This window comes from Glutamicibacter sp. AGC46, from assembly GCF_053543715.1.
Genome location: NZ_JBLVOJ010000008.1, coordinates 27,037 through 53,378, shown reverse-complemented (window position 1 = coordinate 53,378; position 26,342 = coordinate 27,037). Strand labels below are relative to the sequence as shown.

26 protein-coding genes are annotated in these 26,342 nt (G+C 63.1%); 17 read left to right on the top strand and 9 right to left on the bottom strand.

Features of this window, described 5'->3' with window-relative positions; translation table 11 throughout:
* Positions 1 to 48: 48 nt before the first annotated feature.
* A complete protein-coding gene (locus ACNPM8_RS03055; RefSeq protein ID WP_402741994.1) occupies positions 49 to 1,530 on the bottom strand; it encodes an amino acid permease in 1,482 nt (493 codons plus the stop codon).
* Between the two features lie 334 nt (positions 1,531 to 1,864).
* On the opposite strand from ACNPM8_RS03055, the gene ACNPM8_RS03050 reads away from it, so the two are divergent.
* The gene (locus ACNPM8_RS03050; RefSeq protein ID WP_448939283.1) at positions 1,865 to 3,325 is read left to right on the top strand and encodes an HNH endonuclease; all 1,461 of its coding nucleotides are present in this window, start codon (positions 1,865 to 1,867) and stop codon (positions 3,323 to 3,325) included.
* A gap of 71 nt (positions 3,326 to 3,396) precedes the next feature.
* Here the strand turns inward: ACNPM8_RS03050 and ACNPM8_RS03045 are convergent, their stop codons facing one another.
* Positions 3,397 to 6,228: an FAD-binding and (Fe-S)-binding domain-containing protein gene (locus ACNPM8_RS03045; protein WP_448939282.1), complete on the bottom strand. Its 2,832-nt coding sequence runs from the start codon at positions 6,226 to 6,228 to the stop codon at positions 3,397 to 3,399.
* Positions 6,229 to 6,358: 130 nt separating this feature from the next.
* On the opposite strand from ACNPM8_RS03045, the gene ACNPM8_RS03040 reads away from it, so the two are divergent.
* The 9 genes from ACNPM8_RS03040 to ACNPM8_RS03000 all read left to right on the top strand — a co-directional run bounded on the left by ACNPM8_RS03040 (position 6,359) and on the right by ACNPM8_RS03000 (position 12,360).
* Entirely contained in the window at positions 6,359 to 7,027 is a 669-nt protein-coding gene (locus ACNPM8_RS03040; protein WP_105658974.1) for a GntR family transcriptional regulator, read from the top strand.
* Positions 7,028 to 7,031: 4 nt separating this feature from the next.
* A complete protein-coding gene (locus tag ACNPM8_RS03035; RefSeq protein WP_105658975.1) occupies positions 7,032 to 7,484 on the top strand; it encodes a hypothetical protein in 453 nt (150 codons plus the stop codon).
* A 119-nt stretch (positions 7,485 to 7,603) separates the two neighbouring features.
* Complete coding sequence (locus tag ACNPM8_RS03030; protein WP_448939281.1) at positions 7,604 to 8,989, top strand: rhodanese-like domain-containing protein; 1,386 nt, start codon at positions 7,604 to 7,606, stop codon at positions 8,987 to 8,989.
* A gap of 32 nt (positions 8,990 to 9,021) precedes the next feature.
* Positions 9,022 to 9,561, top strand: a complete 540-nt coding sequence (locus ACNPM8_RS03025) for a rhodanese-like domain-containing protein (RefSeq protein WP_105658977.1) — start codon at positions 9,022 to 9,024, stop codon at positions 9,559 to 9,561.
* A gap of 3 nt (positions 9,562 to 9,564) precedes the next feature.
* Positions 9,565 to 10,434, top strand: coding sequence for a sulfite exporter TauE/SafE family protein (locus ACNPM8_RS03020; protein WP_133835054.1), 870 nt, complete (start codon positions 9,565 to 9,567; stop codon positions 10,432 to 10,434).
* Entirely contained in the window at positions 10,431 to 10,775 is a 345-nt protein-coding gene (trxA, locus tag ACNPM8_RS03015) for a thioredoxin (protein ID WP_105658979.1), read from the top strand. The genes ACNPM8_RS03020 and trxA overlap by 4 nt, the downstream gene beginning before the upstream one ends.
* A 27-nt stretch (positions 10,776 to 10,802) precedes the next feature.
* Positions 10,803 to 11,081 carry a metal-sensitive transcriptional regulator gene (locus ACNPM8_RS03010; protein ID WP_105658980.1) on the top strand — a complete coding sequence of 93 codons (279 nt, stop codon included), beginning with the start codon at positions 10,803 to 10,805 and terminating at the stop codon, positions 11,079 to 11,081.
* A 22-nt stretch (positions 11,082 to 11,103) separates the two neighbouring features.
* Positions 11,104 to 11,262 carry a hypothetical protein gene (locus tag ACNPM8_RS03005; RefSeq protein ID WP_166650877.1) on the top strand — a complete coding sequence of 53 codons (159 nt, stop codon included), beginning with the start codon at positions 11,104 to 11,106 and terminating at the stop codon, positions 11,260 to 11,262.
* Positions 11,263 to 11,376: 114 nt separating this feature from the next.
* Entirely contained in the window at positions 11,377 to 12,360 is a 984-nt protein-coding gene (locus tag ACNPM8_RS03000) for a diaminopimelate dehydrogenase (RefSeq protein WP_332595311.1), read from the top strand.
* Between the two features lie 20 nt (positions 12,361 to 12,380).
* Here the strand turns inward: ACNPM8_RS03000 and ACNPM8_RS02995 are convergent, their stop codons facing one another.
* From ACNPM8_RS02995 to ACNPM8_RS02965, 7 genes are all read right to left on the bottom strand, one after another.
* Positions 12,381 to 12,833, bottom strand: coding sequence for a pyrimidine dimer DNA glycosylase/endonuclease V (locus ACNPM8_RS02995; RefSeq protein WP_105658982.1), 453 nt, complete (start codon positions 12,831 to 12,833; stop codon positions 12,381 to 12,383).
* Between the two features lie 9 nt (positions 12,834 to 12,842).
* A complete protein-coding gene (locus tag ACNPM8_RS02990; RefSeq protein WP_013347532.1) occupies positions 12,843 to 13,268 on the bottom strand; it encodes a DUF779 domain-containing protein in 426 nt (141 codons plus the stop codon).
* Between the two features lie 168 nt (positions 13,269 to 13,436).
* A complete protein-coding gene (adhP, locus tag ACNPM8_RS02985; RefSeq protein WP_105658983.1) occupies positions 13,437 to 14,468 on the bottom strand; it encodes an alcohol dehydrogenase AdhP in 1,032 nt (343 codons plus the stop codon).
* Positions 14,469 to 14,617: 149 nt separating this feature from the next.
* Positions 14,618 to 16,141, bottom strand: coding sequence for an aldehyde dehydrogenase (gene adh, locus ACNPM8_RS02980; protein WP_402697711.1), 1,524 nt, complete (start codon positions 16,139 to 16,141; stop codon positions 14,618 to 14,620).
* Positions 16,142 to 16,305: 164 nt separating this feature from the next.
* Positions 16,306 to 17,526 (bottom strand): GAF domain-containing protein, encoded by a 1,221-nt coding sequence (locus ACNPM8_RS02975; protein WP_448939280.1) that lies wholly within the window; start codon positions 17,524 to 17,526, stop codon positions 16,306 to 16,308.
* Positions 17,527 to 17,619: 93 nt separating this feature from the next.
* Positions 17,620 to 19,398: an alpha/beta fold hydrolase gene (locus ACNPM8_RS02970; RefSeq protein WP_448939279.1), complete on the bottom strand. Its 1,779-nt coding sequence runs from the start codon at positions 19,396 to 19,398 to the stop codon at positions 17,620 to 17,622.
* Positions 19,398 to 19,997, bottom strand: coding sequence for a TetR/AcrR family transcriptional regulator (locus ACNPM8_RS02965; protein WP_105658987.1), 600 nt, complete (start codon positions 19,995 to 19,997; stop codon positions 19,398 to 19,400). The genes ACNPM8_RS02970 and ACNPM8_RS02965 overlap by 1 nt, the downstream gene beginning before the upstream one ends.
* A 502-nt stretch (positions 19,998 to 20,499) precedes the next feature.
* On the opposite strand from ACNPM8_RS02965, the gene ACNPM8_RS02960 reads away from it, so the two are divergent.
* The 7 genes from ACNPM8_RS02960 to ACNPM8_RS02930 all read left to right on the top strand — a co-directional run bounded on the left by ACNPM8_RS02960 (position 20,500) and on the right by ACNPM8_RS02930 (position 26,280).
* A complete protein-coding gene (locus ACNPM8_RS02960; protein WP_105658988.1) occupies positions 20,500 to 20,838 on the top strand; it encodes an ArsR/SmtB family transcription factor in 339 nt (112 codons plus the stop codon).
* Between the two features lie 11 nt (positions 20,839 to 20,849).
* The gene (locus ACNPM8_RS02955; protein ID WP_448939278.1) at positions 20,850 to 21,821 is read left to right on the top strand and encodes an SRPBCC family protein; all 972 of its coding nucleotides are present in this window, start codon (positions 20,850 to 20,852) and stop codon (positions 21,819 to 21,821) included.
* 59 nt (positions 21,822 to 21,880) lie between these two features.
* Positions 21,881 to 22,582 carry a demethylmenaquinone methyltransferase gene (locus tag ACNPM8_RS02950; RefSeq protein WP_013347526.1) on the top strand — a complete coding sequence of 234 codons (702 nt, stop codon included), beginning with the start codon at positions 21,881 to 21,883 and terminating at the stop codon, positions 22,580 to 22,582.
* Between the two features lie 162 nt (positions 22,583 to 22,744).
* Complete coding sequence (locus ACNPM8_RS02945; protein ID WP_332594993.1) at positions 22,745 to 23,527, top strand: CPBP family intramembrane glutamic endopeptidase; 783 nt, start codon at positions 22,745 to 22,747, stop codon at positions 23,525 to 23,527.
* A 212-nt stretch (positions 23,528 to 23,739) separates the two neighbouring features.
* Positions 23,740 to 25,344, top strand: a complete 1,605-nt coding sequence (locus tag ACNPM8_RS02940; protein ID WP_448939277.1) for an ABC-F family ATP-binding cassette domain-containing protein — start codon at positions 23,740 to 23,742, stop codon at positions 25,342 to 25,344.
* Between the two features lie 75 nt (positions 25,345 to 25,419).
* Positions 25,420 to 25,671: a hypothetical protein gene (locus tag ACNPM8_RS02935; RefSeq protein WP_105658992.1), complete on the top strand. Its 252-nt coding sequence runs from the start codon at positions 25,420 to 25,422 to the stop codon at positions 25,669 to 25,671.
* 18 nt (positions 25,672 to 25,689) lie between these two features.
* Positions 25,690 to 26,280, top strand: coding sequence for a dienelactone hydrolase family protein (locus ACNPM8_RS02930; protein WP_448939276.1), 591 nt, complete (start codon positions 25,690 to 25,692; stop codon positions 26,278 to 26,280).
* Positions 26,281 to 26,342 lie beyond the last annotated feature (62 nt).

The following is a 26,342-nucleotide window of genomic DNA, read 5'->3' as shown; positions in this document are numbered from 1 at the left end:
GCCTTGGGCATGCCGGCCCCCCGCCTGCTTGCTGCGTGCTGCGCGCAGCTACTTTTCGTTTCCGTGGCTGGCCGCGTAGTCCTGCGCGCTCATCTGGCCCAGGCGCGAACGGCGCCGGCCGTAGCCAAGGTAGAGCGCTGCGCCGACGATCATCCAGATGATGAACACCAGCCAGGTATGCCAACCGAGCTGGCTCATCAGGAACAGGCAAGCGAAGATGCCCAGGATCGGGGTGAGCGGGTACAGCGGCACGCGGAAGGTGCGCTCGGCCTTGGGCTGGGTTCTGCGCAGGTAGATCACCGAGGCGCCGACCAGCGCGAAGGCGAACAGCGTGCCGATGCTGGTGGCGTCGGCCAGTGCGCCCAGCGGGATGAACCCGGCAGTGACCGCCACCAGGATGCCGGTGATCCAGGTGCCGGCGACCGGGGTGCCGGTGCGGGCCGAGACCTTGCCGAACACCGCCGGCACCAGCCCGTCGCGCGACATGGCCAGCAGGATGCGGGTCTGGCCGTAGAGCACGGTGAGCACTACCGAGGCGATGGCCAGCACGGCGGCGACCGCGAAGACCAGCACGAAGGCCGGCTGCCCGGTCAGTTCGCCGATGATCTGCACCAGCGGCGCCTGTGCGCCTTCGAACCAGTTCCATTCGCGCGCGCCGATCGCCGAAACGGCCACCAGCACGTAGCTGATGGTCACGATCAGCATGGAGAGCATGATCGCCCGGGGCAGGTCGCGCTTCGGGTTCTTGGCTTCCTCGCCGGCCGTCGAGGCGGCGTCGAAGCCGATATAGGAGAAGAACACGCTCGATGCCGCCGCGGTCACGCCGGCGGCGCCCATTGGCAGCAGCGGCTCGAAGTTGCCCGCATTGAAAGCGCTGAAGGCGACGGCCGAGAAGAAGAGCAGGATGCCGGCCTTGATGGCCACGACGATCGAGTTCACGATGGCCGACTCGCGCGCCCCGCGCACCAGCAGCAAGGTGGCCAGTGCGACGACGATCAGCGCCGGCAGGTTCACCACGCCACCGTCGGCCGGGCCGCCAGCCAGCAGCTCGGGCAGCTCCATGCCGAAGGTGCGCAACGTTTCGTTCACGTACTGGCCCGAACCCACGGCCACCGCAGCCACCGACACCGCGTATTCGAGCACCAGGCACCAGCCGCAGATCCAGGCGATGCCTTCTCCCATGGTGGCATAGGAATAGGAATAGCTGGAGCCGGAAACCGGAACCATGCCGGCCATTTCGGCGTAGGACACCGCCGAAAGCAGCGCGGTAATGCCCGCGATCACGAACGAGATCCAGATGGCCGGACCGGCGATCGGCACGGTATCGCCGAGGATCACCAGGATGCCGGTGCCCATGGTGGCGCCGACGCTGATCATGGTCAGCTGCCACATGCCCAAGGTGCGGCGCAGCTGGCCTGCCCCTGCATTGGTTTCCGCTTCGGCGATCATATTCGTGATCGACTTGCGGCGGCGCAGCTGCGCGCCCAGCAGGGTGGCCGGACTGGAGCTCACGGACGGTTTGCGGTTCATCGCGGATCCTCAAGGGAAATGGTGGTGCTGCCTCGCCCCTGCCTAGGATGCGGCCGGGCGCTGCGCGTGGAAGTTCTGAACTGGAATATCATGTCATAATCCAGCTGGTCCCGACTTTTCAGGAATCCGGCGGGTTCGCACTAATTCCCGCTTCTTCTTGGGCATTAGCCGTATTTGCGCATCGCTCGGCAGTCAGCTTTTGAGATGGATTTCATGATCAGGAATGCATATTTATGCATTTTATTCCGCTTCGCGCACTAGCGCCTATCGAAAACCCCTGAAGTTTTCCACACTACTAGAAGACATATTCGAACAAGCGAAGTATAATTAGAACATGTCCGAAGCAAAGGCGCACGGAAACAGCCTCACCCCACCAGCACCCCCCGAGGAATTCGACCTCCACGTCCAAACCGTGCAAAACGACCTCTCCGCCCTCGAAGAACACGGCAGCAAAGCCGACTGCGCCCACGGCATCGAACTGCTGGAAGCCCTCATCTCCGCAGCACGTTGCAAACAGGCCGGCCTCGCCCACCAAATCGAAAAAGAATACGTCCGCGACCACGAAGAACGCGGCGTCCACCTCGATGACCAAACCCGCGGCGCAGCCGCCTGCGTCGCCCTGGCCCGCAAGCAATCACCGCACGGCATGCGCAACTACCTGGTCAATTGCCGCATCCTCTTCGAAGACACCCCGAACCTCGCCGCCGCCTGCGCCCGCGGCGAATTCACCGAAGCCCAAACCCAAGCCATCCTCACCCCGCTTCAAGACCTCAAACCCCAGCGCCGCACCGAATTCGACCAGCTCTACGCCCAGAACCCGCACATGTTCGAATCCATGGGCACCACCCAAATCAGGGAAACAGTCCGAAAATTCGCCCTGGCCTACATCTCCGACCCCGACTCCATCAAGCAGAAAACCGTCGAAGAGCAACGCAACCTCACCCTGAAAATCGACGACCAGCACGGCCGCATCATCATCCACGGCGAATACCCCCTGCTGCAGGGCATGTGCCTCAAACGCTACCTCGACGAAGAATCGAAAACCCTGCGCAAAAAAGGCGACCCCCGCACCCGCACCCAGATCCGCGCCGACCTGCTCTTCAGCTACATGATGGTCGGCGAACCCTCCAAAATGCCCATCGCCCTGCAAGTCGCAGTAGTCATGACCGACCGGGCCCTGTTCGCCGGCGAACGCGAACCAGCCTACCTGGAAGGCTACGGCTTCATCCCCGCCCAGAGCGTACGCGAATGGATCAGCGGGCACCAGATCCCCAACAGCCTGACCTTCGACCAAATGGACGCCAAACCCACCACGGAGCTGATCGAACAGCTCGACGTGCGCACCGAACTCGCCCGCCTCTACACCGCACCCGGCGACCAGGACCTGATCGCCATGGACTCCAAAGCCCGGATCTTCCCGGAAAAGCTCAAGAAGTTCATCGCGATCCGCGACCGGCACTGCCGCACCCCGTTCTGCGACGGCATCGTGGAGGAAATAGACCACGTCAAGCAATACGCCCGCGGAGGCAAGAGCACCGTCTTCAACGGCGATGGCCGATGCGCTAGTTGCAACAAGGCCAAGGAAGCCGCCGGCTGGTACGAATACACGACCTACGGCAACGGCCACACCATCATGATCTGTCCCGGCTCGGCGATGTCCTACAAGTCCACCGCGCCACCAGCCACGGGCTACGCGCACAAGCCGTTCCCGCAATTGAGACGCGACTCGAAATGGATACAGCAACTCAAGGAACGGCTGAAGCCCAAGGACGGCCCCGAAGACCTCGCAGCCTGACTCCCGGCAAGCAACCATTGCGCGTACCCATGGCTTAATGCCGCTCGACGCCGCCGGCTTTGCTCCGACCTCTACTTGCTGGCGGCGTCTGCCAGCAGTTCAACGATGTGGCGGTATTCCTTGCCCGTCGCACGGGTCATGCCCAGTTCACAGGTGCGGTTGCACGAAGCGTGTTCCTGCGCATCCAGTTCACGAACCTCGGCAGCTTCGCGAGCGGTAGCCGACTCGGTCAGCTCCGGATGCAGCATGCCGCGGTCACCGGCAAAACCACAGCAGCCCCAGTTCACCGGGGTGTTCACGGTATCTGCCACAGCCTCTGCGATCTTCTGCATGTCCGGGTTCAGGCCCATCTGCGTGGACGAGCAGGTTGGGTGCAAGGTGACCGAGGAGATCTTCTCGAGCGCTGGCAGCTTCTCCAGCAGGTGCTGCGAAGTGAACGCCAGCAGGTCAACCACTTCGTAGCCATGCTCGGCCAGGGTATGCGCAAAGCCTTCGGTGCAGCTGGAGGCATCGGAGATGATCGGCAGGTCCTTGCCCGGCATGGCCGCACGGACTTCTTCCAGCACGCGCTGGCCCATGACCTCATGGCCCTGTTCGTAGCCCTTGGAAGTCCACGGGGTACCGCAGCAGGTGGATTCAATGCCCTCGGGAACGTAAACCGAGACGCCAGCAGCGTGCAGCAGCTTGGTGAACGCCGGGGCGACTCCTTCCCCGTCTCCTGCAGGGCCGAACATCGAATTCACGCAGGCTGGCAGGTAGATGGCCAGCGGCTCGGTGCCAGCTGCACCCAAGTTGCCGGCCATGGGCTTGCGCGCCTTGCCTCCACCAGGCAGGTCGGCATCGTAACGTGGCATGGTGTCGGTGCTGACCACCTTGCGCGCAGCATCGGTGGCACCGCGGACCAGCGAAGCAGGGAATTTATCGGCGATGCTCAGGGCCAGCGACCCAGCGCGCGTGGCAGGTCCCCATCCCTTGGCCGCGGCCTTGAAGCCGGCTTCCAGGACCGGGTGCGCGTCTTCGCGGCGCAGGCGCTTGACCAGCAGGCCCGTGTTGATGCCCACCGGGCAGGCGGTGACGCACATGCCGTCCACGGCACAGGTCTGCACGCCGTTGTATTCGTAGTCGCGCTCCAGTTCGGCCGCCAGCTCGGCGTTGCCCTCGGCTTCGGCCTTGGCGATGGCCCGGCGCACGACGATGCGCTGGCGCGGGGTCAGGGTCAGGTCCTTGGACGGGCAGACCGGCTCGCAATAGCCGCATTCCACGCAGTGGTCGGCCTCGATCTCGATGGTCTCGTTGAGCTTGATGTTGCGGATGTGCGCGGCGTGGTCTTCGTCGATGATCACCCCGGGGTTCATCATCAGGCGCGGGTCGCAGGCGGCTTTCAGCTCCAGGTGCACCTCGTAGAGCTCATCGCCGTACTGCGCGCGCACGAACGGCGCCATGGCGCGGCCGGTGCCGTGCTCCGCCTTGAGGTTGCCGTCCTTGTCCAGAATCAGCTGGACCATCTTGTCGTTGAAGGAGTTGTAGCGGTTCAACGCCACATCGCCTTCGAAACGGTCGGTGAGCATGAAGTGGATGTTGCCGTCCTTGGCGTGGCCGAAGATCACCGAATCAGCGTAGCCGTACTCGGTGAACAGCTCCTGCAGGCTGTCGCAGGTTTCGGCCAAGGACTCTACCGGGACCACGACGTCCTCGAGCAGCGCGGTGGTGCCTGTGGCGCGGGCACCGGCCACCGAAGCATACAGGCCCTTTCGGAACTTCCACGCGGCCTGACGGTTCTTCGCATCTGGGGACAGCACCGCTGGGGCGCGCAATGCCGATGCGTCGAGCAGCGACTGGCCAGCGGAGCGCAGCCCGGCCAGTTCCTCTTCGGTGTCCGCATGGTATTCGACCAGCAAGGCGGCCTGCTGGTCGACGTCGAAGCCCATGATGGCATCCGGCACGCCGGGCAGCGACTGGCCCACGCGCAGCGACGTGGAATCCATCAGCTCCAGGGTGGCGGCGCCGGAATCCACGAGTTCAGGCAGCGCCCGGGTGGCCAGATCCAGGTTATCGAAGACGGCCAAGGTGGCGATGGCCAGCTTGCGGATCGGCACGGTGCGGAAGACGGCCTCGGCGACGAAAGCCAGGGTGCCCTCGGAGCCGATGATCAGGTGTGCCATCAGCTCTGCCGGGGTGTCGTAGTCCAGGAAGGCATTGATGCCGTAGCCCATGGTGTTCTTCAGCGCGAAGTGCTTCTCGATCTTGGCGACCGAGGCCGGGTTGCTGCGCACGCGCTGGCCCAGCTTGTCCAGCGTGGCGACCAGTTGCGGTTCAGCGGCGGCCAGCTTGCGGTCGGCCTGCGGATCCGCGGTGTCGATCATGGTACCCGAGGGGAGCACGAAAGTCATGGATTCCAGGGTGCGGTAGGTGTTGAATTCGGTGCCGCAGGCCATCCCCGAGGAGTTGTTCGCGATCACGCCTCCGATGGTGCAGGCCGCCTCGCTGGCCGGATCCGGCCCCCGCTTGCTGCCATAGACGGCCAGGCGCGCGTTGACCTGGCGGACGGTGGCACCGGGCTGCACACGCACGCGCGCTCCGTTATCGAGCACGGTGATGCCGCGGAAGTTGCGGCGCACATCAATCATCAGTCCGTCGCCGCTGGCTTGCCCGGCCAGCGAGGTGCCGCCCGAGCGCAGGGTGACCGGCTGGTTGCCGCGCGCGGCCGCAGCCAGCAGGGCGGAGACTTCCGCGGCGTCCTTGGCCAGCACGACAGCTTGCGGCGTGTACAGGTAGTGCGAGGCATCCGAGGCGTAGGCAACGCGGTCGATGGATCGGGTCTTGACGCGATCCTGGTCGCCGACCAGATCGAGGATGCCGGATGAAACCGTCGTTTCTCCGAGTGCTGGCGTGCTCAATGCCATGGTGCGCTCCTGTGCAGTTGGCAAGCGGCGCTTGCCGAATACGAAAATTGTCTTACAAGTATACAAGCCATAGTAGTACTATTCATGGGATACTTGTTAGGTAAATTTTCCGCGGCTCGAAAGGACCCTGATGGCGGCCCGTTTAGGTGTGGTTTCCGTGGTTCAGGCCGTCGTCAAGTCACTGCGTGCCCGGATTTTCAGCGGGGAACTGTCCCCCGGCACCCCGCTGGGCGAAGTGGACGTCGCCGCGCACTATGAAGTGGCCCGGCCAACCGCCAAGGCCGCGCTGGAGAACCTCGTTGCCAGCGGCCTGCTGACGCGCAACGCGCATCAGAGCGCGAAAGTCACGCTGCTCTCATCCGCCGACGCCCGCGACATCTACCGCACCCGCGCCATCATCGAAGCAGAGGCCGTGCGGCTGCTGGCCAGCACCGGACAGGTCCCGGAAGCTGCACGCGAGGCCAATGCCGAAATCACCGCACTGCGCGATGCTTCCCCGATCCAGATCGTCGATCCGGATGTCCGCTTCCACTCCGCACTGGTCCAGGCCCTGGATTCGACCCGTACCAGCGCAATCTACGGCCAGCTCAGCGATGAGATCCGCCTGTGCATGACCCACGTCCAGGATGCAACGCTGCTGAACACCGCGGACATCGCCAGCGAACATGAACGCCTGCTCGAATGCATCGCCGCCGGCGATGCCCAGGGCGCGGCAGAGGTTTTGGCCCAGCACCTCTCCCGCGCCAGCACCCGATTGGCCGAGCACCTCGACAGCCTTTCCCAAGGTAGGCGAAGATAGGAGCATGGGCATTTTCGCAAGCAGGAAAAGCATTGAGCAGGACTTCGCGCGCATGACACAGCGCCTGGATGCGGTAGCCGCCTTCCAGGCCGAGGGGCTCAGCGCGAAAGCGCGCGTCCTGGCCACGGGCCTGCGCAAGATTGTTCCCGAAGCCGGGTTCGAGCTGGCTGCCAAGGATGCCACCGCATGGATCCACGCGCACGAGGCCCTGCGCCTGCTGGAAGGCACCATCTCGATCCTCGAGGGTTGGAACGGTTCACCCGACGAGGTCTTCATCTCCAGGGCGGCGAGCGCATCGCCCGATTCCCCGGCTGGCGAGGCGATGTCCGATGTTCCAGCCGATCACCTGGGTATTCTGCGCCCCGCAGACGACGGCACCCTGCAGCTATTGGCAACCTTGGACCCCGCGGAGCAGCTGCGGCTAACCGGCTGGCTGCGCACTTTCACCCGGGCATAAAAACACCTTTCCCACCTAGCGGCATTGCGGGCCTCCGCACATACCCCCACCCGTATTTTTGACATACCCCCGGGGGTATAGTTTAGTCTGGTTCCAATCCACCTTGAAAGGAACCAACCATGCTGCTTGAACGCCTCTACGACGAAGATCTCGCGCAGGCCAGCTACTTCATCGGCTGCCAGGCCAAAGGCGAAGCTCTCGTGGTCGACGCGCGCCGCGACATCGCCGACTACCTTGCCCTGGCTGCCAAGCACGGCATGCGCATCACGGCCGTCGCTGAAACCCACATCCACGCCGACTACCTTTCCGGAACCCGCGAACTAGCCGCCGCCACCGGCGCCACCAGCTACGTTTCGGGCGAGGGCGGCAAAGATTGGCAGTACGGATTCGAGGCAGAACGTTTGATGGATGGCGATATCATCACGCTGGGCAACCTGCGCATCGCCGCCCGCCACACCCCGGGCCACACCCCGGAGCACCTGGCTTACGCCATCACCGACGGAGCCTTCAGCCAAGACCCTGGCTACCTGCTCTCCGGCGACTTCATCTTCGCCGGCGACCTAGGCCGTCCGGATTTGCTGGACGAGGCCGCCGGCGGTGTCGATACCCGCTTCGAAGGCGCCCGCGATCTCTTTGCTTCGCTGAAGAAAACCCTGGCAGAATTGCCCGATTACATCCAGGTGCATCCAGGCCACGGCGCGGGCAGCGCCTGCGGCAAAGCGCTGGGCGCGGTCCCTTCCACCACGTTGGGCTACGAACGCGAGTTCGCCTGGTGGAGCACCTACCTGGCCAACGACGACCAGGACGGCTTCATCGCCGAACTGCTCAACGGCCAGCCTGACGCCCACGCCTACTTCGGCCGCATGAAGCGGCAGAACCGCCTGGGCCCAGCCATCCTGGGCCAGCTCGACCCCCTAGCTGAAATACCCGTCCAGCAGCTCCTCCAGCAGCTGGAGGCGGGGGTCTCGGTGTTCGTCGATACCCGTGGGCACACCCAGATCGCCGCAGGCACCGTTCCCGGCGCGCTGTCCATCCCGGGTACGGCGAAGACCGCCAGCTTCGGCGCCTGGGCCTACGATCCGGAAAAGGACCAACGCGCCCTGATCGTGCTGGCCGAGACCGGCGAACACGCCGCGACGATCCGCGCCCACCTAATGCGCGTGGGCATCGACGCGGTCAAGGGTTTCACCACCAGCTTGGAAGGCCTGCCAACGGTGAAGCCGAAGTCGATCACCCCGGCACAGCTGGACGATTTCGAGTACGAGATGCTGCTGGATGTCCGCAACAAGACCGAGTTCGCCGCCGGGCATATCCCGGGCGCCAAGCAGCTGTCCGGCGGACGGGTGTTGTGGAATCTCGATCAGCTGCCCGCCGGCGGCACCATCGTCACCTACTGCCAAAGCGGCATGCGCAATGCCGTGGCCGCCAGCGCACTGCGCGATGCCGGCTACAACGTCGTCGAGCTTGAGGGCAGCTACCTCGGCTGGTCCTCCTTCGCCAACTAGCCACCCCCGCCACGAAAGCTGAACTGCATTCAATGACTACCCCTTTGACCACCATGGACGCCGAAGCACTTAAATGCCTGGTAGAAGCCCCCGACACGGACCTCGCCTTGATTGACGTGCGCACCGCGGGCGAATTCGAAACCCTCCACATTCCCGGCTCGTACAACGTGCCGCTCGAAGAATTCACCGCCAACGCCACCGAGGTGCTCGCCAAGATTCCAGGCAAGCCGGTGCTGATCTGCCACAGCGGCAACCGTGCTTCCAAGGCGCAGCGTGCCCTGCAGGAGCAACAGATCGAGCACAGCACGGTACTGCTTGGCGGCGTCACCGCCTACGAAAATGCCGGCGGCACCATGGTGCGCGGCGTGCAGCGTTGGGCGCTGGACCGCCAGATGCGCATGACCGCAGGTTCCGTGGTGCTCGCCGGGTTGCTCGGAGCGAAGTTCATCTCCCCGAAGTTCGCCTATCTTTCGGCGGCCATCGGTGGCGGACTGGTGTTCTCAGCCCTGCGGGATTCTTGCCCGATGATCAGCTTCTTGGGCAAGATGCCCTGGAACAAAGTAAAGAAGTAGGCCATGGAGTTCGGACCGCTGCTGGTTCTGGCCCTTGCACTAGCGAGCATCGTCGGGCTGTCCCTGGGACTGTTCGGCGGCGGCGGTTCAATCCTGATGGTTCCCCTGCTCAGCTATGTAGCCGGGTTGCCCGCCAAGGAAGCGATCGCCACCTCCCTGCTGGTGGTCGGTGCGACCTCGGCAACGAGCCTGATCCCGCATGCCCGCAAGGCCAATGTGCGTTGGAAACAGGGGATGGTCTTCGCGGCCACCAGCATGCTTGGCGCCTTTGGCGGCGGGCTGCTGGCCAGCGGGATCCCTGCCCAGCTGCTGATGCTCGGTTTCGCGATCATCATGCTGGCCGGTGCCCGCGGGATGATCCGCGGACGGAAAAACACTGGCAGCGCAACACAGTCGTTGTGGCTGTCCGCCCCGGTCGGCTTGGGCATTGGCATGGTCACCGGCCTGGTCGGTGCCGGAGGCGGTTTCCTGCTCGTCCCTGCACTGGCTTTGCTGGCCGGGCTGTCCATGCAACAGGCGGTGGGCACCTCCCTGCTGGTGATCACCCTGAATTCGATCACTGGCCTGGCCGGGCAGTTGAATTCAGTTGCACTGGATTGGCCGCTGGCCGCAGGGCTGGCGACCACCGCGATCCTCGGTTCGTTGATCGGCGCACGGCTTTCGCGCAGGATCGACGAACGCGCTTTGCGCAAGGGTTTTGGCTACTTCGTCTTGGCCATGGGCGTGTTCGTGCTCAGCCAGGAACTGCCGGCTCCCGGCGGGCTGGTCGTAGTTGCGGTTGCAGCCCTCGCGGGCGCATTGGTGCTGCTGTGCAACAAAATTCCGGCGATGGGGGCGCGCTGCCCGCTCGTTCTGAAAGGAGAAACCCGATGAAGCCGCTTGAATTGTCAGCTTCGAACTTCGCTGGGTTCATCGCAAGGAACCGGCTGGTGCTCGTGGATTTCTGGGCGCCTTGGTGCGGTCCTTGCCGCGGCTTTGCCCCGATTTTCGACGAAGCATCCGCGGCGCATCCTGAAATCGCCTTCGCCAAGGTGAATACCGAAACCCAGCCGGATTTGGCGCAGGCAGCCCGGATTGCATCCATACCGACGCTCATGGCGTTCAAGGATGGGATACTTGTACATTCAAAACCCGGAGCGTTGAGCTCTGGCGCTATGGAGCAGTTGCTCGTCCAACTCAAACACCTGGATGCCGAAATTGCAGAAGACGACTAACCCGCTACCCGTACCAAGGAGAAATTGATGCGTACTGCTGACGAAGCGACCCGCAAGCGGATCCTCAACCGCCTTAAGCGTGCCCGAGGCCAGCTTGATGCGGTGATCAACGCCGTGGAAACCGATGGTTCGTGCAAAGAGGTAGTCACTCAGCTGGCCGCCGTCTCCACCGCGTTGGACCGCGCCGGATTCGCCATTGTCTCCACCGCGATGCAGTACTGCATCGCCGATCCCGAGAAGGCTTCCGAGGAAGAAGACGGCCTGAGCGTCGAAGAACTCGAAAAGCTCTTCCTCTCCCTGTCCTAACCACTACCCCAAGGAAAAAATTATGTGCCGCCAGGTTCAATGCAAGATCTGCCAGAAGACCACGTGGGCTGGCTGCGGCCAGCACGTTGAAGCAACTATGCGCAATGTCCCCAATAAGGACCGCTGCCAGGGCCACGAAGCCGAACCGAAGAAGGGCTTCTTCAAGCGCCTGTTCGGCTAGACCGGGGTCATAGAGGGTCAAGGGTTTCACTGCCCCGGGATTCGTTGGCATAATCCGAAGTATTTAGCCCATCCGCGGCTGAGCAAACTTCACTCCCCCAAGGAAACGGCAGGCATGACTTCAAAGATCCGCATCGGTATTGCTGGCTATGGGAATCTGGGACGCGGCGTCCAAGCCGCGATCGCCAAGAATCCGGATATGGAGCTGGTGGGCGTCTACACCCGCCGTGACCCGCAGGCCCTCCAACTGGCTCAGCCAGCACGGCGGTTCGGCATCGATGAGCTGGAAAAGCACGCCGCACAGATCGACGTATTGATCCTTTGCGGCGGCTCGAAATCGGACTTGCCGCAGCAGGGCCCGAAGTTCGCGGCGCTGTTCAACACCGTGGACAGCTTCGATACCCACGCCCGCATCCCCGAGTACTACGCGTCCATCGACGGCCCAGCGAAGGCAGCTGGCAAGACCGCGTTGCTCTCCGTGGGCTGGGATCCGGGCATGTTCTCGATCAACCGGGTCTTCGGGGAGGCCTTGCTGCCCGACGGCGAAACCTACACCTTCTGGGGCCGCGGGCTGAGCCAGGGGCATTCGGATGCGATCCGCCGCGTCCCGGGCGTCGCCGCCGGCGTGCAGTACACCATCCCGAGCCAGGAGGCTATCGACCGGGTCCGGGCCGGCGAGCGCCCTTCCTTGAGCACCCGCGAGAAGCACCAGCGCGAATGCTTTGTCGTGCTCCAAGACGGTGCCGATCCGGAGTCGGTGCGCGAAGCCATCGTGACCATGGAGCACTACTTCGACCAGTACGACACCACGGTGCAGTTCATCGACGAGCAGACCCTGGCCGCCGAGCATTCGAATATGCCGCATGGCGGGTTCGTGATCCGTTCGGGCAATACCAGCGACGAGCAGAAGCAGGTCATCGAGTATTCGCTGGCACTTGGCTCCAACCCGGAATTCACTTCCAGCGTGCTGGTGGCTTACGCCCGGGCCGCCTTCCGGATGAACCAGCGCGGCATCACCGGTGCGCAGACCGTTTACGATGTGGCCCCGGGGCTGCTCTCGCCCAAGTCCCCCGCACAGTTGCGCGCAGAGCTGCTCTAGGATTTTGCCGGGCCAGCAGCTCATCCGCTGGCGAGCGCATCCTTCTCCCAGGCCTCCACTGGCCCCGGGACCTGCACGAACAGCGGATGCAGGGCCACCTGCCCTGCCGGTTCCAAGCGGGCGATGCGCGCGGGATCCCGGACGGAGAGCTTGCGCAGCAGGTGCTCGCGCTCGAAGTGCACCTGCCCCTGGGTGACCGGGATCTTTTCCAGCTGCGCGGCGGCTGCCGGATGCAGGATCTTCGCGGCGTCGAAGCGATAGCCCCGGACAGCCGCTTCGTCCCACAAGCCCTGCAGGTAGCCGCCCATATGCACCAGCGGGGCGGGCTGCGCCTTGAACCGGAGAAGCTGCGGGTGCCCGGTATAGCCCTTGGTCTGGCCTGCGAGCACCTTCTGGGCCAGCAGTGTTTCACGCCAACAGGCAACGAGCCCTTTGGCGTCGAGCAATGAGGGGTGCAGGGACCACAGTCGCATGGGCCAAGCCTAGTCGGGGTTCGGGCCAGCCGGGAACTCGATGATCTCGCTGCGGATCAAGAAGCGCTTGCCCTCCGGGGCTTCGACGGAGAAACCGGATCCCCGCCCGTTGACCACGTCCACGGTGAGCTTGGTGTGCTTCCAGTATTCGAATTGCTCCTTGGACATCCAGAAATCGATGTCGCCCAGGGCGGTGCCATCAGCGCCGTCCAGGGAAAGCACGCCGAGCCGGATGTCCGATCCCCCGGTGCGGAACTCGCCGGCCGGATAGCACATCGGCGAGGACCCGTCGCAGCATCCTCCGGACTGGTGGAACATCAGCGGGCCGTGGATCCCCCACAGCTTGCGCAGCAGATCCAGGGCTTCGGAGGTGAAGGCCACCCGCGAGAACTCTTCGCCCTCGATTGCGGCGCGCGTTTCGGTTACGGTGCTCATGTCCTGCTCCTGCCTCGTTGTCCACGTCCGGATTTATCTCGTTGTGGCCAGTGTCCTCTTTTTGGGCCGCACCGTCCATCGCTCGGCCAGGGCGGCCAGGACACCGGTACCGGATGCCGCTTCGAAAAGCCGCATCCGGTACCGTGCCATCAACCATTGCGGATCCGGCTACGCCTTGCCGGCGTAGTCGATGACAACGCGCCCATCGATCTTGCCATGGCGCATTTCGTCGAATACGGCGTTGATATCTTCCAGCGGGCGGGTATGGAAGGTCGGCTTGATCTTCCCTGCCGCATAGAATTCCAGCGCCTCGATCATGTCCTGCCGTGTTCCCACGATCGATCCGCGGATGGTCAGGCCCTTGAGCACGATGTCGAAAATGGGTGCGGGGAAATCACCGGCGGGCAGCCCGTTGAACACGATCGTTCCGCCGCGCCGGGTCATGCCGATCGCTTGCCCGAACGCCTTTGGATGCACCGCCGTAACCAGCACGCCGTGCGTTCCGCCAACCTTCTGCTGGATGATCTCGGCCGGGTCCTGGGCGAAGGCATTGACGGTGATTTCCGCTCCATGCTTCGAGGCCAGCGCCAGCTTGTCATCGGCCACGTCAATGGCGATCACCCGCATGCCCATGGCCACCGCGTACTGCACCGCGATATGGCCCAGTCCGCCGATACCCGAAATAGCCACCCACTGGCCGGGCTTGACCTCAGTCATCTTCAGGCCCTTGTAGACAGTCACTCCCGCGCACAGCACCGGCGCGATTTCATGGGGATCCGAGCCCTCCGGGATGTGCGCGGCATAGCGGGAATCCACCAGCATGTACTGGCCGAAGGAACCGTCCACGGAGTACCCGCCATTGGACTGGGCTTCGCACAGCGTCTCCCAGCCGGTGCGGCAGTACTGGCAGTGCCCGCAGGCGCTAGCCAGCCACGCGTTGCCGATCATGTCCCCGAGCGCGACCTCGGTGACTCCTTCGCCGAGCTTTTCCACGATGCCCACGCCTTCATGCCCGGGAATCAGCGGAAGCTTCGGCTTGACCGGCCAATCGCCTTCGGCGGCGTGCAGGTCGGTGTGGCAGACGCCCGAGGCGATCAGCTTCACCAGCACCTGGCCGGGGCCGGGCTCGGGGATCGCGGCGTCCTTCACCTGGAACTCTTCGCCGAAGCCTTCGACTATTGCAGCTTTCATCTTGCTCATGTACTTTGTCCTTTGCATGGCATTCGAAGGTGCGGGGTGCCGGCTGGCGTGCGGGGGATGAGGCCAATCGATCCCCGGACGCCGTCCCGGCTGGCCCCGCACCTTCGAGGTCTGTTGTCATCTCATGCTGCTCGTGGCAGCTACTGCTCCTAGAAGAAGCCCAGCTTGTCTTCCGAGTAGGAAACCAGCAGGTTCTTGGTCTGCTGGTAGTGGTCCAGCATCATCAGGTGGTTCTCGCGGCCGATGCCCGAGGACTTGTAGCCGCCGAAGGCCGAGTGCGCCGGGTAGGCGTGGTACTGGTTGACCCACACGCGTCCGGCCTGGATGGCGCGGCCGGCACGGTAGGCCACGTTGCCATTGCGGCTCCACACCCCCGAACCCAATCCGTACAGGGTGTCGTTGGCGATGGAGATCGCGTCGTCGTAGTCCTTGAACTTGGTCACCGCGACCACCGGCCCGAAGATCTCCTCCTGGAAGATGCGCATGTCGTTGGTGCCTTCGAAGATGGTCGGCTGCACGTAGTAGCCGCCGGAGAGCTCTCCGCCCAGATCCGCCCGTCCCCCGCCGAGCAGCACCTTGGCGCCCTCGGACTTGCCGATGTCCATGTAGGAGAGGATCTTCTCCAGCTGGTCGTTGGATGCCTGGGCACCCATCATGGTGTCGGTATCCAGCGGGTGTCCCTGCTTGATGGCCTTGGTGCGGGCCACCACATCGCCCATGAAGCGGTCATAGATGCTTTCCTGGATCAGCGCACGCGATGGGCAGGTGCAGACTTCACCCTGGTTCAGCGCGAACAGCGTGAATCCTTCCTGCGCCTTGTCGTAGAAGGCGTCATCCTTGGCAGCGATGTCCTCGAAGAAGATGTTCGGGGACTTGCCGCCCAGTTCCAGGGTGACCGGGATCAGGTTTTCCGACGCGTACTGCATGATCAGCCGGCCGGTAGTGGTTTCGCCGGTGAAGGCGATCTTGCGGATGCGCTTGTTGGAGGCCAGCGGCTTGCCCGCTTCCACGCCGAAGCCGTTGACCACGTTCAGCACGCCTGCCGGCAACAGGTCGCCGATCAGTTCCATGAGAACCAGGATGGAGACCGGGGTCTGCTCGGCGGGCTTGAGCACGATCGCATTGCCGGCAGCCAGGGCCGGGGCGAGCTTCCACACGGCCATGAGCAGCGGGAAGTTCCACGGGATGATCTGCCCGACCACGCCCAGCGGCTCGTGGTAGTGGTACGCGGTGGTGTCCTCGTCGAGCTGGGAGAGGCTGCCTTCCTGGGCGCGGATGGCGCCGGCGAAGTAGCGGAAGTGGTCAACTGCCAGCGGCAGGTCGGCATTCAGGCACTCGCGGATCGCCTTGCCGTTATCCCAGGTCTCGGCCACGGAGAGCATTTCAAGGTTTTCCTCGATGCGGTCCGCGATCTTGTTCAGGATGACTGCGCGTTCGGCCGGGCTGGTCTTGCCCCAGGCGCCAGCCGCCGCATGCGCCGCGTCCAGTGCTACTTCGACGTCCTCTGCGGTGGAACGGGCCACCTCGCAGAAGACCTTGCCGGTGACCGGGGTGATGTTCTCGAAGTACATGCCCTTGACCGGGGCTACCCATTCACCGCCGATGTAGTTCTCGTAGCGCGGCTTGAAATTGACCAGTGCTCCATCGGTATTCGGGTTTGCGTAAACCGCCATTGCTCCACGTCTCCTTAGTCGGATGTCCTGGCCGCGATGGCATCATCGCGGAACCTTGCTTGTGACTCTAGTCACACGAAGGTTGCAGTCAGGTTGCAACGGGATCCCAGATGACCGCAATGGCATGTTCGTGCCTGGCGGGAGGAACGGCAATGGCAAGGAACCTAGTTCTCGAGGGCCTGGACCTCGGCGACGACAAGTGAGCGCGCTGGCGATTGCGCAGGCAATTCGCGCAAGGCAGCTCGCAAGAGGCCAGGGTCAGCCAGCTGGCGGCCCAGGTTCAGCAGCTGATGCGCAGTTCCTCGATCCAGCACCATTTCACGCAGCGCGGCCTCGGTCCGGTACAGCAGCGAGACGATGCCTGGCGCCTGGGAGCGGGCCAGCAGGCCCGGGGAGTACAGCGGCAGGGCGGAATCGAGATCGCCCTGCTCCAGTGCACGCCATAGGCGGCCAAGGGTCGTATGCAGGTCCCACTGAAGGCGGTACGGGCGTGAAGTCAAGGCACGCCCGCCTGGGCCCGCGAGTACCTTGCGCAGCCTGACGATTTCGGCGCGGACCGTGCCCTCGGCCGCGGAATCGGGACGCTCGAACAGCTCTTCCACCAGCTGGGCAGTGCTCAGGCCTTCCCGGTAGTGCGCCAGAAGGGTCAATATTTCTGCATGGCGAAGGGAAATCGGCACTGATCCCAGATGGGCCCCATCAGAGCGCCCCAAGTCCAGGTAGTCGGGATCGGCCACGACTCCGGCACCCGGCAAGAGCAGCTGCGTTTCCGCAGCCATGACCGCCGCTTGCAGCAGCGGCAAGGAGTGCGTGGCAATGGCTTCCGGGCCACCGGTCAGGTCGATTGCGCCAATTACCTGACCAGTGCGCGGATCGCGGATCGGTACCGCCGAGCAGCTGTACTGCTGGGCTTGCTCATAGAGATGCTCAGCCCCCGAGACCTGCGAACCGGCCCCGGTTGCCAGCGCCATTCCCGGCGCGGATGTGCCAACACTCTTTTCTGCCCAGTCGGCACCTGCCATGAAGCCCACGTGCTCGGCTTGGCTCATCGAACTGGTGCTTCCCGCAACCCACAACAAGGTTCCGCCGGCATCCGCAAGGGCGACCAAGAGATTGGCGTCGGTTGCGGCGGGAACAAGGAGCTTTTCGAAAACAGGCCAAATCCGCTGGAGCTCGCTGCGCTCGCGGGCAAGGCGCAACCGGTCGTTGCTCAGAACCGGCGGTTCTTGAACCGAGCCTGTTTGGGCCAGCGACCGTTTCCAGGATTCGCGCACGTCATTGCGCAATGGGAGGTCGCCCAGTCCGGTTTCCTGCGAGGAGAGCAGCTCGCGGGCTTTTTGTGCGCGGCGAGTTGCGTTGGACCAGTCGATGGCAGATGTGCTCACGCTCCCCCTTCACCCCGTCGGAAAGATGGTTCTGTGCAGTTCCAACCAGACTAGGCGAAGAGGGGATGCTTGAGAAGAGGCGTGCTCCAACCCCTACTTCAACAGTTCAATCAGGGCATCCTCGTGGGTCAGCTGCGGGTGGTGCCCCGCGGAGGGAATGGAGTGCAGTCCAGCCTCGGGCCGGGACTCCAGCTGCCGGATTGCGGCGGGGTCCAATGGGTCTTCGGCTCCCCAGATAATTCGGAGCGGACCGTCATAGCGATCGAGCATCTCCCGCAACTGCCGGCGCCACTGCTTGGAACTCGCCAGGGCGAGATGGCCAGCTACCGCGGCGGCGGTACTTCGCTTCAGATCGCTGACGCTGGAGACCAAGGCAGTTGAGCTCGCCTCGTTGCCGGTCAATTGACGTGAGAGTTGCTCCGCGGTCGCATGGCGCAAATAGCCGCGGACCAGCGGCTGGAACCTTGGCGCCTTCCCTGCGGGCCCTTGCAAGAAAAACGGCGCAACCAAGGTCAGCGAGCGGACCTTGCCCGGCAGTCGACCCGCGGCGAGCGTGGCGGCGGCTGCCCCGATGGAGTGCCCGATCAGATCCACCGGGCCGCCTGCCAGGAGAGCGGGAAGCCACCGGTCCCAATCCGGGACGCCCCGTCCGCCGCTGAGCCCAAGCCCTGGCAGGTCAACGGCCCGTCCGCCAATGCCCTGAGCTACTGCGGCCCAGGTATCGGCATTTACCGGAAGGCCAGGGAAGATCAACCGGCGTTCCTCGCGGTCGCCCAGCTCAAAAGTTCTCACTCCCCCGACATCTACATAGCGGCGTGCCCCAGATGCCGCGGCCCCGAATCGGTGGGCGGCCAGATAGTCGGCCCAGCGCTCCAGAGAGGAACCAACATCAGGCATCTGGATTCCGTGCCGGTTGGCGAATTCGATCGCGGGCCCGGTCGGATAGCGGTCCGCGGACATGAAGTGGAGCGTTTCCGGATCGGCTTTGGTGACCCACGAAGGAAGAGCCTTGATTAGACCCACGGGCAAGCGCAGCTTGGGGACTTTCGCGCCAAGATGCCGGCCAGTTTCGGCCAGCAAGCGCCCCAGTGGCGCAGTGGCATCATCCAGCAGCCAGTAGGATTTGCCTATCGCCTCCGGCGCAATGGCCACGGCCGCCATGAACGCAGCCATATAGTCGACCGTGAGCACCGGCAAGAAAGTCGAGTCACCTGCGGGAAGAGCTGCGGTTTTCCCTTCCCAGAGCTGCTCAATGGTGCCGGCCAGCCCGATGTGCTGGTCGGATTCCCCGGTAATGCTGTGGCCGATGACGCTGGCCGGATTGACGATGGTCCAAGGGATTCCGTGTTCTTTGCCGAGGGCTTGGAAGACCGCGTCGGACTCCACTTTCGAGGCTTCGTAAGCGCCTAGTTTCCGGTAGAGATGATCGCGGCAGTCCTGCGGCCACGGAACCTTCGAGGGATCCTGCCCGCCGACTCGGTAGCCGGAAATATGCACAATGCGCTGCAGCTCTGGCAGTGCTGCAGCAAAATCCACCAGCTTCTCGACAATGCCAACATTAGCGCTGCGGGCTTCCTGCGCACTCATGCCGAATCGGTAGGTTCCGGCGCAATTGTGAATTTCGGTGACGCTGGTGAAGGCCGCAGGTCCGCCAGCCAGGATTTCAGGGGCGTCGAAGTCGACGATCGCGGTATTGATCTCTTGTTCCAGTCCGTGCTGGCTCAGCCAATTCTTGACCTTCGCTGCGGATTCAGCATTCCGGACAGCTGCTGTTACCTGCGTTCGGGCGTCGAGGAGGGCAAGGATCAGATGCCTGCCGATTAGTCCCGATGCCCCGAAAACCAGCGCATGGCGAAGGTTGGCTCCGTGCATCAATTCTGGTCCCCTTCGCCCTGTTGGCGCAGGCCAATGAGGTCGGCTACCGCGTCGGCGGCGGCGAGAAGCGGCCGGGTGCTTTTCATCGCCCGGGAAACGATGGCGGCCCCTTCGATGGTCGAGACGATAACAGTTGCCAGGGACTTCGCTTGGGCATTGCCCACGCCATCGGCTTCGAGCAGGGCAGTGGTCGGAGTGATCCATGACTCGAATGCGGTGGCGCAGGCTTGCCGCAGGCGTTCACTTGAGTCTCCCATTTCCAAGGTCACCACTGACACGGGGCAGCCTAAGCGGAAGCCGCTATCGCTGATGATGGCGGCCAACGCTTGGATAGCAAGCTTGGCGGCTTCGGCAGCACCTCCTGCGCTCTGGGCGACCTGGATAATCATGGTCTCGAATTGCTTGGCGGCCAGTTCTACTGCGGCCACGCCCAGCCCCTCTTTCCCATCGGGGAAGTGGAAATAGACCGACCCCTTTGGTGCTGCAGCGTGCTCGATCACTGCATTGAGGCCGGTGCCGCTGTATCCGCTGGTCTGGATGAGTTCAAGCATGGACTCTGCGAGCCGTGCCTTGGTGAGGTCTCCTTTGGAAGTCATACAATTAAAAATAGACCAGTCTATATATTTTTACAATCCGGCCTCTCGAACGCCCCGGGCAGCGCATCCACTTGCCACGCGCGCCCAAGCAATCCTGGGCGCGACGCTGCAGAAGCGCTGAATCATGATCACCGGAGCCATGGATGATGCTTGCCCCGTCCAGGCTTTGCGCAAGCAGTCGCCTCAGGGCGCACTGGGGAATTCGCTCCGCTCATGCCCGACGCCTCGCCGAGGCAAGGGATGCGATCGCATCGGCCACCGCCTCGGGTTCGGCAAATCGGAAATCCGCGCACGATGCGCATCAGCACCCTGTTCCCGACATGGGAACGGCTGCTCGCGAGTGGCATGGGGGCGGCCCCGCGGCGCGCAATCCCAAGGCTAAAATTCGCAGGTGACATATCACCTATACAATGTCGATTATATAGGGGATAAGTACACTACCTCCAAAAGTTCTGATCCACCTCTTTACTTCCAGCCCATTCCGGGCGTAACATACAACCAAATGGTTGTATATGAGTTGAGCGAAGAACAGGCAAACAAGGTCTTCCGCGCCTTGGCAGATGCCACACGACGAGACATCGTGCGGCGGACGCTAAACGCCGAGGTGAGCGTTTCGGAAATTGCTGCAAGCTATGACATGTCTTTTGCGGCAGTTCAGAAGCACGTCGCGGCATTGGAATCCGCTGGTCTGGTCACAAAAATCGCACGTGGTCGCGAACGCATAGTTCGCGGGCAGCCGGATACCATCCGGCACGCGCAAGAGCTACTCTCTTCCCTCGAAGACATCTGGCGCCAACGCATCAGCCGGCTCGATGATTTCCTCGCCGATGGGGACAAATAAGGAGCATTCCCATGCCTGTCACATCCGTTGTCAAAGATTCCGAAGCACTCTCACTGACTGTCCACGCAGAATTTCCGGTCAAGGTTTCCCGCCTGTGGGATGCCTACCTGGACGCCCGGCAACTTGAAAAATTCTGGGGGCCGGTGGAATACCCGGCAACTTTCACCCGGCACGATGCCACCCCTGGTGGACGCTCGAACTACCACATGACTTCTCCCGAAGGCGAAGAATTCCACGGTTACTGGATCTGGAATGAAGTCGTCGAGCACAAATTCTTTGAGGTCAGCGACGGCTTTGCGCACGCCGACGGCACTCCGAACCCCGACCTGCCCCTCAACCGCATGGTTTTCTCCTTCGACCCGACGCCTGAAGGATCAAAACTGACGATTACAGCAGTTTTCGATTCCGTTGAGGAGCTGGAACAAGTCGTCTCCATGGGCATGATCGATGGCACCCGCTCGGCCATGAGCCAGATCGAGCAAGTCCTCATCGACCTGCGCAATTATGCCGAAAATTTCATCACCGACGCACAGATCCTGTCGGACACCCAGGTGCGCATTACCCGCTTGGTTCGCGGGTCAATGGAGCAAGTCTGGCAGGCCCACCATGACCAGCGACTCATGAAGCGTTGGATGCTCGGCCCCGACGGATGGCAGTTGGCTGAATGCGTGACGGCGCAAGAGGCCGGCGAGACCTACCGGTACTGGTGGGAACCGCTATCTGCCGATGACGGCTCCGGTTTCGGTTTCACTGGAACCGTACTTGAAACGCTGCCCCAGTCCTACGAGCGGACCACGGAGCAAATGATCGGCACCGATTACCCGGCCACGGTGAATGAATTAACGCTGACATCCAACCAGGGCGGCACCCTGCTGACGATCCTGATCACCTACCCAGATGCGCAAACCCGCGACATGGTGCTCGCCACCGGAATGACCGACGGGATGGAGGCCAGCTACGCCCGGCTCGAATCGATTCTCTAAAGGGCGATTCGCCCCACATCCGGCGCCTTGGCGCGCGCAAATATGGAAGACTTAGACCCATGAGTTCTCAGAATGCGCGCGCAGGCCTGGACAAGAAGGCCGATCAGGTTCAGGAAATGTTTGACAAGCTGGCTCCTCGCTACGACTTGCTCAATACCTTGATGACCGGCGGCATCGTGAACTACTGGCGCAAGATCACCACCGAAGCGATCGCGCCAAAGCCCGGCGAGCGCATTCTCGACCTCGCCGCAGGCACCGGCACCTCCTCGGTCCCGCTCGCGGAAGCCGGCGCTGACGTCACCGCTTGCGACATGTCCCACGGCATGCTCGATGAGGGCCGCAAGCGCTACCCGCAGCTGAACTTCGTCTACGGAGACGGAACCGACCTGCCGTTCGAAGACAACACCTTCGATGCAGTGACCATCTCCTACGGTCTGCGCAATATCGCGGATACCGAGAAGGCCCTGTCCGAAATGCGCCGCGTGGCCAAGCCCGGCGGACGGATCGTCGTCGCCGAGTTCTCCACTCCGACCGTCGCCCCGATCAAGACGGCCTACAAGCAGTTCCTGCCGCGCGCCATTCCTGCGCTGGGCTATCTGGTTTCCCCTAACCCGACCGCTTACGCCTACTTGGCTGAATCCATTGCAGCTTGGCCAGACCAGGACGAACTGGGTGCCAAGTTCGTCAACGTTGGCTGGAAGAACGTGGAATACCGCAACCTGACCGGTGGCATCGTCGCCGTGCACCGCGCCTGGAAGTAGCACTTCTCCAGAATTTTCCTTCTGGCCCGCAGCCGAAATGACGGATGCGGGCCAGAAGCTTTAAAGCACTGGTTCCGCGGCGGCGGGCTGTGTCTTTCTGCCGGCCCAGCTGGCATGCTTGTGTCCGTGAGCCAGATACCAACCGAATCGCACCGCCCCGCGATGAGCTGGAAGCTGCTGCCAGCCTCCCTGCTCTCGGGTTCCGCAGTGTTCCTCTTCGGCGCCGAAAACGACCTGTTGGGCTACGGCCTGCTGGCGCTGAGCCTGCTGTGCGCGGGGTTCATCGACCGCAGGCTTGCACGGCATCTGGGACTCATCGCAACCGGTTTGGTGGTCATCAGCCTGGTTCCATTGAATGCCGACCTGAGCCTGGGGCATATGGCATTAATGGGTGGCGCGCTGGCCGCGGCAGTCCTGCTGCCCTGGCTGATCTCGCGCTTCGCCTTGCGCGAGCAGATCATCAAGTTCCCGGTGAACACCGGCCGCAAGTGGCCGCTGGCAGCGAAGCTGTACTTGCTGGGGGTGGTGGCCCTGGGCTTCTTCATCCTCCCGGTGTACCTGATCAGCACCGGTGTCTACCAGAACTGGCCGGACGCCTCGGACCCAGCCATCTTCTGGCGGCTCTTCCTCGGAGTTAATTCGGTGGGCATCTGGGACGAGCTGTTCTTCATCTGCACGGCATTCGCATTGCTGCGCCAGCATTTCCCGGACTGGCAGGCCAACCTCCTGCAAGCGGTGATCTTCTCCTCCTTCCTGTGGGAGATCGGCTACCAATCCTGGGGGCCGTTGCTGACCTTTCCCTTCGCCCTGCTGCAGGGGTATACCTTCAAGCTGACCAAGTCCTTGTCCTATGTAGTTAGCGTGCATCTGATCTTCGACTTCGTCCTGTTCCTCGCGCTGGTCCACGCGCACAACCGGGAATGGCTCCCGATCTTCTTGTACTGAGGGGGTTAACACCCCAATTCCCCCCTGCTACACTCGTTGGCATGGATACCTACTGAGCCAGCCGATGACCCCGCATCGATTCCCAACGGTGCATCTTGTTCATTTCGGCTACCGGCTTCGGTATCCTTTTCCTTTCCGGCTCCCCTGCGGGGTTGAGCCAATTCTGCGATCCCCCAAGCCGGCAGCCCCTTCGCATTCGCGGGAGGACCTGCATGTCTTTGACACCACCAATTACCCTGAACAACCTCAGCTTTTCCTGGCCCACGGGAGAAAGCGCCCTGGCCAATCTGGACGGCACGTTTCCATCCGGGCGGACCGGGTTGATCGGCGCCAACGGCAGCGGCAAATCGACGTTGCTGAAACTGATCGCCGGGCAGCTGCGCCCAACGAGCGGAACGGCAGAAACGAACGCACCGCTGAGCTACCTGCCGCAAACGCTGGCTCTGGAACAGGACACGACCGTCGCCCAGCTGCTGGGGGTGCATCAGGTCCTGGCGGCTTTGGAAGCTATCGAGTCCGGCAGTGTCGACCCAGCGGATTTCGATGCGGTGGGCGCGAACTGGGATGCCGAAGCCCGGGTTCGAGCTGAACTGGCGCCGCTGGGCTTCGACGGGCTGGATCTGGGCCGCCAAATCACCACCTTATCGGGTGGGGAGGTCATGCTGCTGGCGGTACTGGGCCTGCGACTGGCCGATTCGCCGATCACGCTGCTCGACGAGCCGACGAATAACCTCGATCGCCCTGCCCGTGAATTGCTCTACGACCTTGTACGTGCTTGGAAGGGCACACTGGTTGTGGTGAGCCACGATATCGAGCTGCTCGAGCTCATGGAGCATACGGTGGAGCTGTACGGCGGGAAGCTCAGCGTTTTCGGAGGGCCCTACAGCTCATACCGCGAGCAGCTTGAAACCGAGCAGCAGGCGGCCGAGCAGGCAGCCAGAACTGCCCAGGCCTCCCTGAAAGTGGAAAAGCGCCAACGGGCAGAGGCCGAAACGAAGTTGGCGCGGGCCAAGCGCAAGGGTCGGGCCACCCAGCTTTCCGGAGGCATGCCGAAGATCCTGGCCAACCACCTTCGCCAGAAATCCGAGGCGAACGCCGGGAAGATGCGTTCAAACCTGGATGGCAAGGTCGATTCGGCCCAGGCCAGGCTCGACGATGCCGATCGGCGGGTTCGGCAGGCCGAGCACATCAGCATCGAGCTGCCCGATCCCCGGTTGCCCTCGGGCAAGCAGGTCGCGGCGCTAGGTGCAGAAGATCACCAGTTCATCATCCAGGGAGCCGAACGCGTGGGCATTGTCGGCCCCAATGGTTCCGGGAAGACCCGGCTGCTCCAGCAGATGCTCGCCGGCGAAGATCCCGGCCCCGGACCGGGCGGAACGCTCTTCGTGGACCGGGTCGGGTACCTGCCCCAGCGCCTGGACGGCCTGGATGGCCAACTAAGCGCGATCCAGAACGTGGCGCTGGTGGCGCCCGCAGCAACCGCGAACGACGTGCGCAATATGCTTGCCCGGTTGCTGCTGGGGGGGGCCCGCGCCGACCGGCCAGTGGCGGCGCTTTCCGGCGGCGAGCGTTTCCGGGTCCATCTGGCGACGTTGCTGCTGGCAGAACCAGCCGCGCAGCTGCTCATCCTCGATGAGCCCACCAATAATCTGGATATGGACAGCGTGCGCCAGCTCAGCGAAGCACTGGGCGCCTATAAGGGCGCGTTGCTGGTAGTCAGCCACGATCAGCATTTCCTGTCGCAGCTGGATCTGGACTATTTGCTGGAGCTGGATGCGCAGGGAACCTTAACGAAGTCCTACCCGAATCCAGTTTGATAACCCCACGGCGGTGTGCTGCCGGTTTAGACTTGTTCAAAGCACACCGCCAAGGACCCCGAAAGCAAGTTGAGTATGTCCTACCCCCAGCGCACCGTCGAAGTCGTCAAGAGCGGCCTCGTGATCGACCAGTCCGCAACCCTGCTCTGGCAGGACATCAAACGTGCCTTCATCTATGAAACGGGTTCCGGCCAGGAAATCCTTACCTGCGCAGAATTCATGCTGGTCGAAGGGTACAGCGTGGAGATCAATAGCCAGATGCCCGGCTGGGACATGGCCATTGAGCACTTGCCGCAGCGCATCGAGAACCTGGTCGACGAACGCTAGAAACCGCTAGGAGCACCCATGGCTACGATTGTTCTTTTCCATCACGTCCAGGGCCTGACCCCCGGGGTGCAGGAGATGGCCGCAGAATTGCGCGCCGCTGGCCACACCGTGCACGCACTGGATCTGTACGCCGGCAAGCTGCCCAAGGATTTCGATGCCGGGATGCGCATGGCAGGCAAGCTGACCGCGGACAAGATCCAGGAACGCGTCGACAAGCTATTTGGCAAACTGCCCGAAGAGCTGGTCTACATCGGCACTTCCTGGGGCGCGGCCCTGGCCCAGCAGTGCGCGCAGCAACGTCCCGGCGCCATCGCCGCGATCCTGCTCGAATCCTTCGTGGATCTGGACGCCGACTGGAGCTTCGGGCCGTGGCCGGAAAATGTCCCGGTGCAGATCCATGGCATGGACCAGGACCCGTTCTTCGCGAAGGAAGGCGACCTGGAGGCAGCTCAGCGCTTCGTTGAAGCAGAGGGCGGCGATATAGCCCAGCTCTTCACCTACCCTGGCAAGCAGCACCTGTTCACCGACAGCTCGCTTCGCTCGCATGATCCAGAAGCTCGCGCGTTGGTGATGGAACGCATAGTCAAGTTCCTTCAGCCCTACGTCTAGCACAAGGGCAGTCCGCTGGTTCCATGCCGGACAATAAATCGAAAAACCGGACCCGGGGGGGG

What these genes read in the sequence shown, in the direction of transcription:
- ACNPM8_RS03055 (WP_402741994.1), bottom strand. Translation starts at nt 1,530, where the DNA reads ATGAACCGCAAACCGTCCGTGAGCTCCAGTCCGGCCACCCTGCTGGGC.
- ACNPM8_RS03050 (WP_448939283.1), top strand. Translation starts at nt 1,865, where the DNA reads ATGTCCGAAGCAAAGGCGCACGGAAACAGCCTCACCCCACCAGCACCC.
- ACNPM8_RS03045 (WP_448939282.1), bottom strand. Translation starts at nt 6,228, where the DNA reads ATGGCATTGAGCACGCCAGCACTCGGAGAAACGACGGTTTCATCCGGC.
- ACNPM8_RS03040 (WP_105658974.1), top strand. Translation starts at nt 6,359, where the DNA reads ATGGCGGCCCGTTTAGGTGTGGTTTCCGTGGTTCAGGCCGTCGTCAAG.
- ACNPM8_RS03035 (WP_105658975.1), top strand. Translation starts at nt 7,032, where the DNA reads ATGGGCATTTTCGCAAGCAGGAAAAGCATTGAGCAGGACTTCGCGCGC.
- ACNPM8_RS03030 (WP_448939281.1), top strand. Translation starts at nt 7,604, where the DNA reads ATGCTGCTTGAACGCCTCTACGACGAAGATCTCGCGCAGGCCAGCTAC.
- ACNPM8_RS03025 (WP_105658977.1), top strand. Translation starts at nt 9,022, where the DNA reads ATGACTACCCCTTTGACCACCATGGACGCCGAAGCACTTAAATGCCTG.
- ACNPM8_RS03020 (WP_133835054.1), top strand. Translation starts at nt 9,565, where the DNA reads ATGGAGTTCGGACCGCTGCTGGTTCTGGCCCTTGCACTAGCGAGCATC.
- trxA (WP_105658979.1), top strand. Translation starts at nt 10,431, where the DNA reads ATGAAGCCGCTTGAATTGTCAGCTTCGAACTTCGCTGGGTTCATCGCA.
- ACNPM8_RS03010 (WP_105658980.1), top strand. Translation starts at nt 10,803, where the DNA reads ATGCGTACTGCTGACGAAGCGACCCGCAAGCGGATCCTCAACCGCCTT.
- ACNPM8_RS03005 (WP_166650877.1), top strand. Translation starts at nt 11,104, where the DNA reads ATGTGCCGCCAGGTTCAATGCAAGATCTGCCAGAAGACCACGTGGGCT.
- ACNPM8_RS03000 (WP_332595311.1), top strand. Translation starts at nt 11,377, where the DNA reads ATGACTTCAAAGATCCGCATCGGTATTGCTGGCTATGGGAATCTGGGA.
- ACNPM8_RS02995 (WP_105658982.1), bottom strand. Translation starts at nt 12,833, where the DNA reads ATGCGACTGTGGTCCCTGCACCCCTCATTGCTCGACGCCAAAGGGCTC.
- ACNPM8_RS02990 (WP_013347532.1), bottom strand. Translation starts at nt 13,268, where the DNA reads ATGAGCACCGTAACCGAAACGCGCGCCGCAATCGAGGGCGAAGAGTTC.
- adhP (WP_105658983.1), bottom strand. Translation starts at nt 14,468, where the DNA reads ATGAGCAAGATGAAAGCTGCAATAGTCGAAGGCTTCGGCGAAGAGTTC.
- adh (WP_402697711.1), bottom strand. Translation starts at nt 16,141, where the DNA reads ATGGCGGTTTACGCAAACCCGAATACCGATGGAGCACTGGTCAATTTC.
- ACNPM8_RS02970 (WP_448939279.1), bottom strand. Translation starts at nt 19,398, where the DNA reads ATGCACGGAGCCAACCTTCGCCATGCGCTGGTTTTCGGGGCATCGGGA.
- ACNPM8_RS02965 (WP_105658987.1), bottom strand. Translation starts at nt 19,997, where the DNA reads ATGACTTCCAAAGGAGACCTCACCAAGGCACGGCTCGCAGAGTCCATG.
- ACNPM8_RS02960 (WP_105658988.1), top strand. Translation starts at nt 20,500, where the DNA reads ATGGTTGTATATGAGTTGAGCGAAGAACAGGCAAACAAGGTCTTCCGC.
- ACNPM8_RS02955 (WP_448939278.1), top strand. Translation starts at nt 20,850, where the DNA reads ATGCCTGTCACATCCGTTGTCAAAGATTCCGAAGCACTCTCACTGACT.
- ACNPM8_RS02950 (WP_013347526.1), top strand. Translation starts at nt 21,881, where the DNA reads ATGAGTTCTCAGAATGCGCGCGCAGGCCTGGACAAGAAGGCCGATCAG.
- ACNPM8_RS02945 (WP_332594993.1), top strand. Translation starts at nt 22,745, where the DNA reads ATGAGCTGGAAGCTGCTGCCAGCCTCCCTGCTCTCGGGTTCCGCAGTG.
- ACNPM8_RS02940 (WP_448939277.1), top strand. Translation starts at nt 23,740, where the DNA reads ATGTCTTTGACACCACCAATTACCCTGAACAACCTCAGCTTTTCCTGG.
- ACNPM8_RS02935 (WP_105658992.1), top strand. Translation starts at nt 25,420, where the DNA reads ATGTCCTACCCCCAGCGCACCGTCGAAGTCGTCAAGAGCGGCCTCGTG.
- ACNPM8_RS02930 (WP_448939276.1), top strand. Translation starts at nt 25,690, where the DNA reads ATGGCTACGATTGTTCTTTTCCATCACGTCCAGGGCCTGACCCCCGGG.